Origin of the sequence: Nocardia cerradoensis NBRC 101014, assembly GCF_000308535.1 — a bacterium.
In the GTDB taxonomy this organism is placed as follows: Bacteria; Actinomycetota; Actinomycetes; order Mycobacteriales; family Mycobacteriaceae; genus Nocardia; species Nocardia cerradoensis.
Map to the genome: position 1 here is coordinate 49,133 of NZ_BAFW01000008.1, position 13,123 is coordinate 62,255.

Genomic DNA, 13,123 nt, shown 5'->3' on the forward strand with positions numbered 1-13,123 from the left:
TGTAGCTCAGGGTATTCGGAGCCGATCACCGGGGTTGGGGTGGTTCGACCGGCGGGGCGGGCTCGCCGGCCGCGGGCAGCGGGATCGGTAGTCGAGCGTCCACCCGGAATCCGCCGTCGGCGCGCGGCGTCGCGGACACTTCTCCGCCCAGTGCGTGCGCGCGTTCGACCATGCCGGGAATCCCGTTTCCACCACCGGTTGTGGACGACTGTGGAGAATTCGGCGGTCGCTCGTTGTCCACAGTGATGCACAGCTCGCTCGGTGAATAATCCACAACCACGGTCGTTTCCGCGCCGGGCGCGTGTCGCAGCACATTGGTCAGCGATTCCTGCACGATGCGGGCGGCGGCCACGTCGACCACCACCGGCAGCCGGCGCGGCGTGCCCGAAATCCGGGTGTGGACGGCCGTCCCGGCGGCGCGGGTCGGAGCCAGCAATGATTCCAGATCGCCGATGCCGACCGCCGGACCGGTGGGCGCCGCAACGGTTTCCGCGCCGGCGCGGATCGAGCGCAGCAGGCTGTGCACCTCACCGATCGCATCGCGGCTGACCTCTTTGATCGCCGACAGCGCGGTCGCGGCCTGTTCGGGTTTGCGGTCGAGCAGCTCCAGCGCCACCGACGACTGCACATTGATCAGCGACAGGCTGTGCGCGAGCACATCGTGCAGTTCGCGCGCGATGGCCAGCCGCTCCTGGGCCGCGCGCTGTTCGCGCTCGGCCAGTTCCCGGGCACGTTCGGCCTCCCGGTTGCGCCGCGCCGCCTCGGCGCGCTGATGCCGCGCGATCAGCGCCGAACGCCGCTGCCGGATCCCCTCGGCGATCGCGATCAGCACCACCAGCCAGGCCAGGATGCCGGCGGCCGGCCAGCTCCCGGGGCCGTGGCCGCGCAGGGCGGGCACCGGCCACACCATCAGCAGATATCCCAGCGGCACCAGCGGATAGGTGTACCAGCGGGACCCGCGTGAGGCCGCGGTCAGGAAGGCGATGACCAGCGAGACGAAGACCGGTCCGTAACCGTAGCCGACCAGCAGATAGGCGACGGTGACCGCGAGCACGCCCACGAACACCGCCCGGGGATACATCGCGCGCAGCGCCAACAGCAGCGGGCCGGCCACCAGCAGCGCGTAACCCAGCGCATCCAGTGGCCGCACGCCGGACTGATGCGCGTTCGCCGCATGTCCGGCGCCCAGTTGGACAGCGGCCACGACGACGCTCAGCATCACATCCCGGGCGCCCGGCCGCGTACTCGACTGCACAGTTCGAACGGTAACCCCGCCGGGCCGCACAGTGAGCCTCCGCGCCGCGAATTACGTCCAGATACGTACGCCGGGCCGGGCATCGTGACGGATGTGTCGCCGCAGGTCGAAGCGGATGGTCGAAATATGAACAGATCGAATGCCGATCCGGGTGGCACGCTCCCCGGCACGGCCACGCAGGCTCGGTCGACCGCCGCCGAGGTCGTGGTCACCGACGCGCTCACCAAGAGCTACGGCGACCATACGGCTGTGGACGCGGTGTCCATGACGGTGCGGCGCGGCGAGATCTACGGATTTCTCGGTCCCAACGGCGCCGGTAAGACGACGACGCTGCGCATGCTCGTCGGGCTGATCGCGCCGACCTCCGGTACCGCGACGATACTGGGCCGGAATCCGGGCGAACCGGAATCGTTGCGGCGCATCGGCGTTCTGATCGAAGGGCCCGGTTTCTATCCGTATCTGTCCGGCCGCGACAACCTCCGGGTGCCGGCCCGCTACCACCGGACGACCGGTGGCCGGCGTAGCGATCGATTCGCCGAGGTGGACGAGATCCTGGCGCGGGTCGGCCTCGCCGACCGGGCCGATGACCGCTTCCGCACCTATTCGCTCGGCATGAAGCAGCGCCTCGGCGTCGGCGCCGCGCTGCTCGGCAGCCCCGATCTACTGATCCTCGACGAGCCGACCAACGGCCTGGACCCGGCCGGCATGGCCGAAATGCGAGAACTGGTCACCGGTTTGGCCGCAGACGGGCATACCGTCGTGCTCTCCTCGCATCTGCTCGGCGAGGTGCAGGAAATCTGCGATCGGGTCGGCGTGATCTCCGGCGGGACGCTGCTCACCGAATCGACAGTGGGCGAACTTCGCGGCGCGGCAACACTTCTGGTGCGCGCCGAACCGTTGGAGACGGCCTATCCGGCGGTGCGCCGGGTGGTGGGCGAACACCGTGCGCTGCTGACCGCCGCCGGCATCAGAGTCGATGCCGGTAGGGCAATGGCGCCCGAGGTGGCGCGCGCGGTGATCGCATCCGGTGCGGATCTGCTGGAACTGCGCACGGACGAGAAGTCACTGGAGGAAGTGTTTTTCGAGATGACGAAACAGGAGCACCCATGATCGACGTACTGACCTGCGCCCGAGCCGAATTCGCGCGGTTGCGGAAGTGGCCCGCGTTCTGGATCGTGCTCGGCACGTGGATCGCGCTGAATCTCGTCTTCGCCTACCTGTTCAACTATCTGGCCTACACCTCGGGCAGCAGTTCCCGGATGTCGAACGGGCAACCACGGGAGGTGCTGTTGCAGCTGATGCTGCCCGCGGCCGTGCCGGAGGTGTTCACCCAGGGCATGGCGATGTTCGGCGGTGCGCTCATGCTGGTACTCGGGGCGCTGGTGGTGGGCAGCGGATACGGCTGGGGCAGTTGGAAAACCGCCTTCACGCAGGGGCCTTCGCGCGGCGCGGTGGTCGGCGGTACCGTGCTGTCGCTGGCGAGTGTGGTGGTGGGTCTGGTCGGTGCGGCGTTCGTGGTGGATACCGCTGTGGCCGCGGTGATCGGGGTCGCCGAGCATCAGGCGCTGACACTGCCGACGGCCGCGCACACCCTGCTCGGTCTGGCGACCGGCGTGGTGATCCTCGGTATGTGGACACTGGCCGGTGCGCTGATCGCGGCGATCGCGCGTGGTCCGGCACTGGCGGTGGGACTGGGGCTGGTGTGGGTGCTCGTCGTGGAGAATCTGCTGCGCGGCGTCGCCTCGATCTTCTCGCCGATCCGGGTGCTCACCGACCATCTTCCGGGGACCGCGGCGGGTTCGGCGGCCGGGGCCATGCGCAGTGTGGGCGGCGCCGCGACACCGGGCGTCCTGGATATTCTGTCGCGACCGGCGTCGTTTCTCGTCCTGGCGGCATACATCGCGGTATTCGCCTGCGCCACAGTGGTATTGATGGTGCGTCGCGATATGGCGTGACCGCCCGCGCGGCGTCGCGCGGGAATCGTGCCGGACAACGGTGAGTCGAGCGCGCTCGGCGAGTAGGTTCGATCGCGACGGCTCATTCTCACTCGACGAAAGGACAGCGATGCCCACACGTAGCGCGCGTACCGCATGGACCGGTGGCTTGCAGGACGGATCCGGACAGGTCGATCTCGCCAGTTCCGGTGTCGGCAAATTCGACGTCTCGTTCCCGAAGCGGACCGCCGATACCGCCGAGGGCACCACCAGCCCCGAGGAACTGATCGCGGCCGCGCATTCGTCCTGCTACGCGATGGCACTGTCCGGTCAGATCGGCGCCGCCGGCGGCACCATCGAAAGCCTGGACGTGAATGCCGACGTGACGCTCGGCCCGGATCCCGCGGGCGGCTTCCGCATCTCGAAGATCGCGCTGACCGTGCGCGGCCGGGTCTCGGGTATCGACGCGAGCGGCTTCGAGCAGGCCGCCCAGACCGCCAAGGCCGGCTGCCCGGTCAGCAAGGCCCTCGCCGGTGTCGAGACGATCGAACTCGACGCCGCACTCGAAAGCTGAGCGGGCGCGGGCCGACCAGCCGGCAGACCGGCGCACCGCACCCGGTGGCCGCTTCGACCACCGGGTGCGGGGAAAACTACTCGGCGGATTTCCCCGCGACGTCGAGGACGACCTCGAATTCCAGCAGCGAGGCACCCGTGGCGACCGGCTGCCGGGCCTGCCCGGCATGCGCCTCCTTGGCCGGTCCGTCCCGCCACGCGGCGAAGGATTCTTCCGAATCCCACTGCGTCACGACGAAATACCGGTTGTCCCCGGCGACCGGACGCAGCAACTGGAAGCCCAGGAAGCCCGGGGAATTTTCCACCGCGTGCGCACGATGCGCGAAGCGCTTCTCGAGTTCGGGTCCGGCTCCCTCGGGAACCTCGATCGCATTGATCTTCACAACAGCCATGAGCCCAGGCTAATCCCATGGCTCGCCACGTATCGTCGGTGCCGATGTTGTACGACGAGGGCGGCACCGGGGTGCCGATTCTGCTGCTGCACGGATTGATGGGCAGCGCGCGGACCTGGGCCGGGCAGGTGCCGTGGCTGCGCGCGTTCGGTCATGTCCACTCCTTCGACGCCGCCGGGCACGGTCGTCCGGCGCCGCCGGAGCTCACCACCGAGGCGTTCGTCGCCGACCTGGCCGCCGCGACCGCCGCGATATCGGAGCCGATGGTGGTGATCGGGCATTCGATGGGCGGACTGCACGGCTGGATGTTCGCTGCCACCCATCCCGAGCGGGTGCGGGCGCTGGTGGTCGAGGATATGGCGCCCGATTTCCGGGGGCGCACCGCCCGGCACTGGGCGGAGATGATCGAGGCCTGGCCGCAGCCGTTTCCCGATGCCGACGCGGTACTCGACTATTTCGGCCCGGTCGCCGGGCGCTACTTCCTCGAGTCGTTCACGCGCGCACCGGACGGCTACCGGTTGCACGGTTCGGTCGCGACCTTCCGCGACATCTCCGAGGAATGGGGCACGCGCGATTTCTGGGCCCAATGGGCCGCGGTGCGCGTGCCGACCCTGCTGATCGAGGGCGAATACACGATCACGCCGCCGGGGCAGATGCGAGAGATGGCGGCGGCGCGGCCGAGTGTGCGCCATGTGGTCGTCGGTGCCGCCGGACATCTCGTCCACGACGATCAACCCGATGTCTATCGCGCCGAAGTCGAGCGGTTTCTGCACGAAAACCTGGGTTGATCGGATCGTGCGCGGTGGGTGCGGGCCGAAACAGCGGCCTTCGGGAGCTGCGGTCCGGCAGCTGCGGGCAATCGCCTTCAGTCTCGGGCCGGAGGCGACGTATGCTCCTCTGAGGCCCCGACCAAAAGGTGAATCATGATTAACTTCTCGATCCCCGCCGACCTCGCCGCCGAACGTGACCGCATCCGCCGGTTCGTCATCGACAAGATCGTCCCGTTCGAGCGCGACCCCCGCCTGACCGCGCACGGGCCCAACGACGAGCTGCGGCAGGAATTGGTGGAAGTGGCGCGGGCCGAGAAGCTGCTCACCATTCAGGCGCCCGAGGCACTCGGCGGTCGCGGGCTCACCCACGTCGAACAGGCCGTGCTGTACGAGGCCGCCGGATGGTCCACGCTGGGACCGGTCGCGATGAACTGCGCCGCGCCCGACGAGGGCAATATGTTCCTGCTGTCCAAGGTCGCGAACCCGGAGCAGGTGGAGCGCTACCTGATGCCGGTGATCGACGGCCATCAGCGATCGGTCTTCGCGATGACCGAACCCGGTGGCGCCGGATCGGATCCGGCCCAGCTCGCCACCACCGCCACCTTCGACGGCGAGAACTTCACGATCAACGGCCGCAAATGGCTGATCACCGGGGCCGACGGGGCGAAGACCTGGATCGTCATGGCCAGACTCGAGGACAACGATCACCTGCCCGCGGGCCCGACCCTGTTCCTCACCGAGGGGAATACGCCGGGAATCGTCATCGAGCGAACCATGAACACGATGGACCGCAATTACGTCGGCGGCCACGGCGTCGTGCGCTTCGAGAATCTGGTCCTGCCCAAGGAGGCGTTGCTGGGGGAGAGCGGCCAGGCCCTGCGCTACGCCCAGCTGCGACTGGCCCCCGCCCGCCTGACCCACTGCATGCGCTGGCTCGGCGCCGCCGAACGCGCCCAGAGCATCGCCGTCGAACACGCCAAGACCCGCACCGCCTTCGGGAAACCGATCGGCGAGCACGAGGGCGTGTCGTTCATGCTGGCCGACAACGAGATCGCGCTGCACCAGTGCCGCCTGACCATCTGGCACGCCTGCTGGCTGATGGATCAGGGCCACAAGGCGCGGCACGAGAGTTCGATGGCGAAATCCTATGTATCCGAGGAACTGTTCAAGGTCGCCGACCGCTGCGTCCAGGTCCTCGGCGGCATCGGTATCAGCGACGAAACCGTGGTCGAGATGATCTTCCGCGACATGCGCGCCTTTCGCCTCTACGACGGCCCCACCGAGGTCCACAAATACGCGATCGGACGCCAGATCTTGCGGTAATTTTGGCCTCCGCTTCGCTCCGGCGGGGTCTCGGCCCCCTGGGCCTCGATTTTTCACTCCTCCGCTCAGTCGCTGCGCTCCCTCGCTCCGTCGCTCCAAAATCGAGGCGGGCCGAGACCCACCAAGGTTTACGGCTCGCAGATGTGCGCTTCGGTCGATCACCGACACCCGCTCATGGTGATTGCGTGCAAGTAAGGTGGGGCGGAAAGATCACCCAAGCCTAGGATTGTGTCGCATGAGTTCGGAACTGCAGGTCGATGTCTCCGCCGGTGTCGCCGTACTCACGCTCAATCGTCCCGCGCAGCAGAACGCCATGACGCCCACGATGGCGACGGAGCTCGGGACCGCGCTGCGGCGCTGCGATACCGAGGACGCGATTCGCGCGGTGGTGATCACCGGGACTCCGCCCGCGTTCTGCGCGGGCGCCGATCTGTCCGCTCGCGTCGGCGACGTGCGCGGCACGATCGATCCGCCGCCGTGGCAGATCCGCAAGCCGGTGATCGCGGCCGTGAACGGGCATGCCGTGGGGATCGGACTGTCGCTGGCACTGCAGTGCGATCTGCGATACATGGCGACCGACGCCGTATACGGCTTGAACCAGGTGCGTCGCGGCGCGATGGCCGACGGCTACGCGCACTGGACACTGCCGCGTCTGGTGGGGATGGCCAGCGCTGCCGACATCATGCTGACCGGCCGCACGTTCGACGGTGAGGAAGCGCGCCAGCTGGGCGTGGCCAACAGCAGCCTGCCGGCCGGCGAGGTGTTACCGACCGCCCTGGCCGTGGCCCACGACCTGGCGGCGGGTTCGGCGCCGCTGCCGACGGCGCTGACCAAGCGGCTGCTCTGGGAGGGCCTCGGGATGAGCCCCGAGGCGGTCGGCCGGCTGGAATCCGAACTGCACGGCTTCGTCGGCAAGAGTGTGGACGCGGCCGAGGGAATGGCGGCGTTCCGCGACCGCCGCCAGCCACAGTGGAAGGGCAGTATCAGCGCCGAATGGCCCGCGGGCGAGCTGTCGTCGCCGGGCGAACGTCCGGGGCTCGACGGCACCGCCGAGGAACCGGCCTAGCCGGACCGGTCAGCGCCCGCCGATGAGCATCATGAGAAAGACGCACGCGTACAACACCATCAGTACGGTGCCGACGATGCCGACCACATAGCCGACCACCACCTGCGAGCGGCCGCCGATGGTGCCGCCGGACATCTCGATCTGGTCGAGCGCCCGCTTGCCCATCACCCACGCCACCGGACCCAGTGCGCCGCAACACAATAGGCTCAGCACACCCAGGATCAGCACCGTCGTCGCATGGGGATGTTCGACCGGGTTGCCGGTCGGCGGCTCAGGCAGCGATCCCCAGTAGTCGGGTTGATTCATGGCCACCGTGCGAGTTTACGGCGTGCCGAACCGAAAAGGTTGGCAGACGGGCACCTTCGGAGTTTCCGGCCCTGCTCAGCGGCGCTGCCGGGCGATGTCCGAGAGTACGACGCCCGCCGCCACCGAGGCGTTGAGCGACTCCACCGGTCCGGCCATCGGGATGCTGATGATGGTGTCGCAGGTTTCGCGGACCAAACGCGACAGGCCCTTACCTTCCGAGCCGACGACCACGACGGTCGGTGTGGTGCCGTCGAAGTCGTCGAGGACGGTGTCGCCGCCGGCATCGAGGCCGACCACCTGCAGACCGGCCTTGGCCCAATCCTTCAGGGTGCGAGTCAGATTGGTCGCGCGCGCCACCGGCAGCCGGGCCGCGGCGCCGGCGCTGGTGCGCCAGGCGACCGCCGTGACACTCGCGCTGCGGCGCTGCGGAATCACCACGCCGTGGCCACCGAACGCGGCGACCGAACGGATCACCGCGCCCAGGTTGCGGGGGTCGGAGATGTTGTCCAGCGCCACCAGCAGCGGCGCGGTCCCGGACGCGCGCGCACTGTCCAGCAGATCCTCCGGATGGGCGTAGCGGTACGGCGGCACCTGCAGGGCCATGCCCTGATGTAAACCGTTGGCGCTCATCCGATCCAGATCGGTGCGCGACACCTCCAGAATGGAGATTCCGGCATCGGCGGCGCGCTGCACGGATTCGGTCAGGCGGTCGTCGTTCTCGGTGCCCAGCGCGACGTACAGCGCGGTGGCCGGAACCTCCGCGCGCAGACACTCCACCACCGGGTTGCGGCCCAGCACCAGCTCGGGCCCGTCGTCGCCCTTGCGGGTGCCGGGCCGGGCGCGGTTCTGCCCCTGCGTCGCCTTGGCCGCTTTCGCCGCCACCGCAGCGCGTTTCGCGGCGGGGTGGTTCTTGCGCATGGTGGCGGGCGGGGTGGCGCCGCGGCCCTCGAGCCCGCGGCGGCGCTTCCCGCCGCTGCCGACGACGGCGCCCTTCTTGGTGCCACCCTTGCGGATCGCACCTCGTCGCTGCGAATTTCCTGCCATCAGTACGCCTTTCGTGTCGGTCGCGACACCCGCACCCGATCAGCAGGCTTCGCCGGTTGAATCATTTGGCCAGCGACCAATCCGAGCCGCCGGCGGTGTCGACGACTTCGATGCCGGCCGCGACGAGCCGATCGCGCACGGCGTCGGCGGTGGCCCAGTCCTTTTCGCTGCGGGCCTGCTGACGGCGCTCGAGTTCGGCGCGCACCAGGATGTCGAGTGCGGATTCGGCCGCCGAGGTGTCCTTCGGGCCGGCCCAGTGCGGATCCAGCGGATCGACGCCCAGGATCCCGAGCATCGCCCGCACCTGTCCGGCGGCCTCGCGCGCCGATTCGCCCGCGCCCGCTTCGAGCGCCCGATTGCCCTCGTGCACCACGCGATGAATTTCGGCCAGTGCCTTCGGGATCGCGAGATTGTCGTCGAGCGCCTCTGCGAAGGCGTCGGTCCATTTCCCGACCGCGACCTCACCCACGCGCTCGACGGTGCGCTGCACGAATGCCTCGAGTCGCTGATAGGTCTGCGCGGCATCGCGCAGCGCCTGCTCGGAATATTCGAGCATCGACGCGTAATGCGCACTGCCCAAATAGAACCGCAATTCCACGGGCCGCACCTGGGTGAGAATATTCGGCACCGAGAGCGTGTTGCCGAGCGATTTCGACATCTTCTCGCCGCCGAGTGTCACCCAGCCGTTGTGCAGCCAATACTGTGCGAATCCGTCTCCGGCGGCACGGGATTGGGCGATTTCGTTCTCGTGGTGCGGGAAAACCAGATCCATACCACCGCAGTGGATATCGAATTCGGGGCCGAGGTAGAACTCGGCCATCGCCGAGCATTCGAGATGCCAGCCCGGGCGCCCGGGACCCCACGGCGACGGCCAGGTCGGCTCGCCCGGTTTGGCGGCCTTCCACAGCGTGAAATCGCGCGGATCGCGTTTACCCTCGCCGGCGCTCTCGCCCTGCTGCACATCCTCGAGTTTGTGCCCGGAGAGCGCACCGTATTCCGGATAACTGCGCACATCGAAATACACGTTGCCGCTCGACGCGTAGGCGTGCCCGCGGTCGATGAGCCGCTGCATCATCTCGACCATCTGGGTGATGTGACCGGTGGCCCGCGGTTCCACCGACGGCGGCAGCACGCCGAGCGCCTCATAGGCGCGGTCGAAGGCGCGCTCGTGGGTCGCGGCCCATTCCCACCACGGGCGGCCCGCGGCGGCGGCCTTGGTGAGGATCTTGTCTTCGATATCGGTGACATTTCGCACGAAGGCCACGTCGTAGCCGTTCGCGGTGAGCCAGCGGCGCAGCACGTCGAAGGCGACGCCGCTACGGACGTGCCCGATATGAGGTTCGCCCTGCACGGTGGCGCCACACAGGTACACCGACGCACGTCCAGGGACCAGCGGGGTGAAATCCCGCAGGGTCCGCGTCGCGGTGTCGAACAGGCGCAGAGTCACGACCAGCCATCCTAAGGCTTGTTGAACAACGGTATGGGTGGGCCCCTCCTATGGTCCACGGTCCATCGAATGCGATGGCACCGCGGGTCCGGAAAGGATTCGCCGGGGCATGTTCCGGAGCGAGTTTCGGGCCGGCGATGCGGCCACCGGGCGCGAGTGCGAATACGGCGGAGAGCGCCGAGTTCGCCGCGGTCGATCGGCGCGAGCAGTGAATTCGCGGGTGGATCGCCGACTGCGGTTATGCGGTACTACATCGCCCGTCGTGCACGAGTAATGCGGTCGCCACCGCGGCGATGCCCTCACCGCGTCCGGTGAGTCCCAGACCGTCGGAAGTCGTACCGGATACCGAAACCGGTGCGTCGAGCAATTCGCCGAGTATTTTTTGCGCTTCGGCGCGTCGCGGCCCGATCTTGGGGCGATTACCGATGATCTGTACCGCCGCGTTGAGGATCCGATATCCGGATTCGCCGAGCAACCGCCGTACCTCGGTCAGCATCGCGGCGCCCGAGACGCCTTCCCATTCGGGCCGTCCGGTGCCGAAGACCGCGCCGACGTCGCCCAGGCAGGCGGCCGAGAGCAGCGCATCGCACAGCGCGTGGGCGGCGACATCGCCGTCGGAATGTCCGGAGCAGCCGTCGTCGCCCTCGAACAGCAGTCCGGCCATCCAGCAGGGCCGGCCGGGTTCGATGGGATGCACATCGCTGCCGATGCCGGTGCGCAGCGCCGTGAGATCGGTCATCCGGTCACCGCCGCTCCGGTCGTCGCGGGGAGCGTGGCATCCGCTGCCAGCGCGTTCGCGAGTTTCAGATCGAGTGGGCCGGTGATCTTGAAGGCCAGCGGATCGCCGGGGACCACCGAGACGGTCGCACCCGTCGCCTCCACGAGGCCCGCGTCGTCGGTGGCGGGCAGATCGAGCGCGTACGCGTCGCGCAGCAGCGCGGCATCGAAGCCCTGAGGAGTCTGAATCGCCCGTAGACCCGAACGGTCCGGGGTACCGGTGACGTCGCCGGCCGCATCGACGGCCTTGATGGTGTCGGTCACCGGAATGCCGGGAACGACGGCGCGGTGACCGGCGTCCAGCGCGTCCACGACCCGCGCGATCAGCGACGGCGGCGTCAGGGCGCGGGCCGCGTCGTGCACGAGCACATGGGTGGCTTCCGGTGCGGCGGCCAGGCCGGCCCGGACCGAGTCGGTGCGTTCCACGCCGCCGGCCACCACGTCGACCGGTATCGAGCTGGCCGCGTGGGCACGGGCGGCGAGCAGTTCCCGGGCCGCATCGATCATCTCGATGGGCGCCATGATCACGATGCGGTCGACGACCCCGGACGCGATCAGACCGTCTACTGCGTGTACGAGCATGGGACTGCCGCCGACCGGGACGAATGCCTTGGGTGTCGATTCACCCAGGCGAACGCCCCGGCCGGCGGCAGGAACCAATGCCACAACGCGGCGGGAGTTGAGCGTCAAGGCGATGCGGTCAGGAGGCCGCGGCGAGAACCTCGTCGAGCAGGGTCTCGGCCTTGACGTCGTCGGTGCCCTCGGCGAGCGCGAGCTCACCGACCAGGATCTGCCGGGCCTTGGCCAGCATCCGCTTCTCGCCGGCGGACAGGCCGCGGTCCTGCTCCCGACGCCACAGGTCGCGGACGACCTCGGCCACCTTGTTCACATCGCCGGAGGCGAGCTTCTCGAGGTTGGCCTTGTACCGCCGAGACCAGTTCGTCGGCTCCTCCGTGTGCGGAGCGCGTAGCACCTGGAAGACTCGGTCGAGACCTTCCTGGCCGACGACGTCGCGGACGCCGACGTACTCCGCGTTCTCTGCGGGAACCCGAACGGTGAGATCGCCTTGGGCGACCTTCAGGACCAGATACTCTTTCTGAACACCCTTGATGGTGCGAGTCTCGATTGCTTCGATCAGCGCCGCTCCGTGGTGGGGGTAAACGACGGTGTCTCCGACCTTAAAAATCATGTGTCCCGTGCCCCTTTCGATGTTCACAGTTTAACATGCGACTCGATAACGCCGCGATCAACGGCGCAGGTCAGGGGCCACAACAGGCCGACCTCGGGGCTTGACAGATCGCGATGTGTATGCATCTTGTTGTGGCAGAAGGGGATACGCGGCTCGCGGGTCGCGGCGGAACATTACACCGGACCGGTCCGCACCGACCACCCTGTGAACTACTACGCTGCCTACTACTACTCTCCATCGTGGAGTGAGCCGGTCGACATGGAGGACAACCCGTGACTGCCCTGAAAGCCACCACAGCGTCGAATGTGACCAAGGTGTCGCGGCGCGCAATCGCTGTTGCCGCGCTGGCCACCGGTGCGGCGCTGGCGTTGTCCGGATGCGGTGCCGGCCAGATCTCGCAGACCGCGGGGCAGGTGCCCGCCGTCAACGGCAGCGCGGCCACCGTCGGCAATGTGGCGCTGCGTGACGTGCGCATCCTGCTGCCGCAGTCGGAGGAGTACACCAACGCCAAGGGCGGCAAGTCCGTCGTCGCGTTCAGTGCGATCAACGAGGGCTCGTCCAAGACCGACCAGCTGGTCAGCATCACCACCGACCTCGGCCAGGTGAAGATCACGCCGGCCACGCCGGAACTGGCCCCGGGCCAGACGGTCGTCGCCGCGAGCCCGGAGGCCGCCAAGGCCGCCCAGGGCGGTGCGGAGAATGCCTCGCCGACCACCGGCGCCGCGCAGCCCACCAGCCCGGCCGCGACACCCACGCCGGAGCACAGCGCGTCGCCGCGCCAGGAGGGCGCCGGCTCGCCCGATCAGCCGGCCGACCCGAACGCGCATCCGATCCTGGTCGAGATCACCGGACTGTCCAAGGACATCGTGCCCGGCCTGACCTACGGTGTGACCTTCAACTTCAAGAACGCCGGCACCGTGCAGGTGCAGGTGCCCGTCGACGCCGGCCCGGACACCCCGCGGCACGAGGGCGCGACGGTCGCCGAGCACGGCGGCCACTGAGCCACGCCTGCGCGCACACCGCCCCGGCACACCGGCCCATGTCGGC

Annotated in this window: 15 protein-coding genes; 7 read left to right on the plus strand and 8 right to left on the minus strand. The window is 68.5% G+C overall.

What is annotated here, in order from left to right; translation table 11 throughout:
- Positions 1 to 25: 25 nt before the first annotated feature.
- Positions 26 to 1,255, minus strand: coding sequence for a sensor histidine kinase (locus ON23_RS01995; RefSeq protein ID WP_039775727.1), 1,230 nt, complete (start codon positions 1,253 to 1,255; stop codon positions 26 to 28).
- 126 nt (positions 1,256 to 1,381) lie between these two features.
- Here ON23_RS01995 and ON23_RS02000 point away from each other — a divergent pair, with 126 nt between their 5' ends.
- From ON23_RS02000 to ON23_RS02010, 3 genes are all read left to right on the plus strand, one after another.
- Positions 1,382 to 2,365 carry an ABC transporter ATP-binding protein gene (locus ON23_RS02000; RefSeq protein WP_083903638.1) on the plus strand — a complete coding sequence of 328 codons (984 nt, stop codon included), beginning with the start codon at positions 1,382 to 1,384 and terminating at the stop codon, positions 2,363 to 2,365.
- Positions 2,362 to 3,210 (plus strand): ABC-2 transporter permease, encoded by an 849-nt coding sequence (locus tag ON23_RS02005; protein WP_039775729.1) that lies wholly within the window; start codon positions 2,362 to 2,364, stop codon positions 3,208 to 3,210. Before ON23_RS02000 ends, ON23_RS02005 begins: the two co-directional genes overlap by 4 nt.
- A 109-nt stretch (positions 3,211 to 3,319) precedes the next feature.
- On the plus strand, positions 3,320 to 3,763 hold the full coding sequence (locus ON23_RS02010) for an OsmC family peroxiredoxin (protein WP_039775731.1): 444 nt from the start codon (positions 3,320 to 3,322) through the stop codon (positions 3,761 to 3,763).
- Positions 3,764 to 3,839: 76 nt separating this feature from the next.
- Here ON23_RS02010 and mhuD read toward each other — a convergent pair whose 3' ends face one another.
- Positions 3,840 to 4,154, minus strand: a complete 315-nt coding sequence (mhuD, locus tag ON23_RS02015; RefSeq protein ID WP_039775732.1) for a mycobilin-forming heme oxygenase MhuD — start codon at positions 4,152 to 4,154, stop codon at positions 3,840 to 3,842.
- A 44-nt stretch (positions 4,155 to 4,198) separates the two neighbouring features.
- Here mhuD and ON23_RS02020 point away from each other — a divergent pair, with 44 nt between their 5' ends.
- The 3 genes from ON23_RS02020 (at position 4,199) to ON23_RS02030 (ending at position 7,313) form a co-directional block, all read left to right on the plus strand.
- Positions 4,199 to 4,942 carry an alpha/beta fold hydrolase gene (locus ON23_RS02020; RefSeq protein WP_039775734.1) on the plus strand — a complete coding sequence of 248 codons (744 nt, stop codon included), beginning with the start codon at positions 4,199 to 4,201 and terminating at the stop codon, positions 4,940 to 4,942.
- A gap of 135 nt (positions 4,943 to 5,077) precedes the next feature.
- Positions 5,078 to 6,247 carry an acyl-CoA dehydrogenase family protein gene (locus tag ON23_RS02025; protein WP_039775735.1) on the plus strand — a complete coding sequence of 390 codons (1,170 nt, stop codon included), beginning with the start codon at positions 5,078 to 5,080 and terminating at the stop codon, positions 6,245 to 6,247.
- A 235-nt stretch (positions 6,248 to 6,482) separates the two neighbouring features.
- Positions 6,483 to 7,313 carry an enoyl-CoA hydratase/isomerase family protein gene (locus tag ON23_RS02030; RefSeq protein WP_039775737.1) on the plus strand — a complete coding sequence of 277 codons (831 nt, stop codon included), beginning with the start codon at positions 6,483 to 6,485 and terminating at the stop codon, positions 7,311 to 7,313.
- A gap of 9 nt (positions 7,314 to 7,322) precedes the next feature.
- On the opposite strand, the gene ON23_RS02035 is transcribed toward ON23_RS02030, so the two are convergent.
- From ON23_RS02035 to carD, 6 genes are all read right to left on the minus strand, one after another.
- Entirely contained in the window at positions 7,323 to 7,619 is a 297-nt protein-coding gene (locus tag ON23_RS02035) for a hypothetical protein (RefSeq protein WP_036497501.1), read from the minus strand.
- A gap of 75 nt (positions 7,620 to 7,694) precedes the next feature.
- Entirely contained in the window at positions 7,695 to 8,663 is a 969-nt protein-coding gene (gene rlmB, locus ON23_RS02040) for a 23S rRNA (guanosine(2251)-2'-O)-methyltransferase RlmB (RefSeq protein WP_039775741.1), read from the minus strand.
- A gap of 61 nt (positions 8,664 to 8,724) precedes the next feature.
- Positions 8,725 to 10,110: a cysteine--tRNA ligase gene (gene cysS, locus ON23_RS02045; RefSeq protein ID WP_039775743.1), complete on the minus strand. Its 1,386-nt coding sequence runs from the start codon at positions 10,108 to 10,110 to the stop codon at positions 8,725 to 8,727.
- Between the two features lie 238 nt (positions 10,111 to 10,348).
- Positions 10,349 to 10,831, minus strand: a complete 483-nt coding sequence (ispF, locus tag ON23_RS02050; RefSeq protein ID WP_036497513.1) for a 2-C-methyl-D-erythritol 2,4-cyclodiphosphate synthase — start codon at positions 10,829 to 10,831, stop codon at positions 10,349 to 10,351.
- A gap of 14 nt (positions 10,832 to 10,845) precedes the next feature.
- The gene (ispD, locus tag ON23_RS02055) at positions 10,846 to 11,577 is read right to left on the minus strand and encodes a 2-C-methyl-D-erythritol 4-phosphate cytidylyltransferase (protein WP_083903639.1); all 732 of its coding nucleotides are present in this window, start codon (positions 11,575 to 11,577) and stop codon (positions 10,846 to 10,848) included.
- 10 nt (positions 11,578 to 11,587) lie between these two features.
- Positions 11,588 to 12,076 (minus strand): RNA polymerase-binding transcription factor CarD, encoded by a 489-nt coding sequence (gene carD, locus ON23_RS02060; protein WP_019931623.1) that lies wholly within the window; start codon positions 12,074 to 12,076, stop codon positions 11,588 to 11,590.
- A gap of 272 nt (positions 12,077 to 12,348) precedes the next feature.
- Here carD and ON23_RS02065 point away from each other — a divergent pair, with 272 nt between their 5' ends.
- Positions 12,349 to 13,077: a copper chaperone PCu(A)C domain-containing protein gene (locus ON23_RS02065; protein ID WP_051041834.1), complete on the plus strand. Its 729-nt coding sequence runs from the start codon at positions 12,349 to 12,351 to the stop codon at positions 13,075 to 13,077.
- Positions 13,078 to 13,123: the final 46 nt, after the last annotated feature.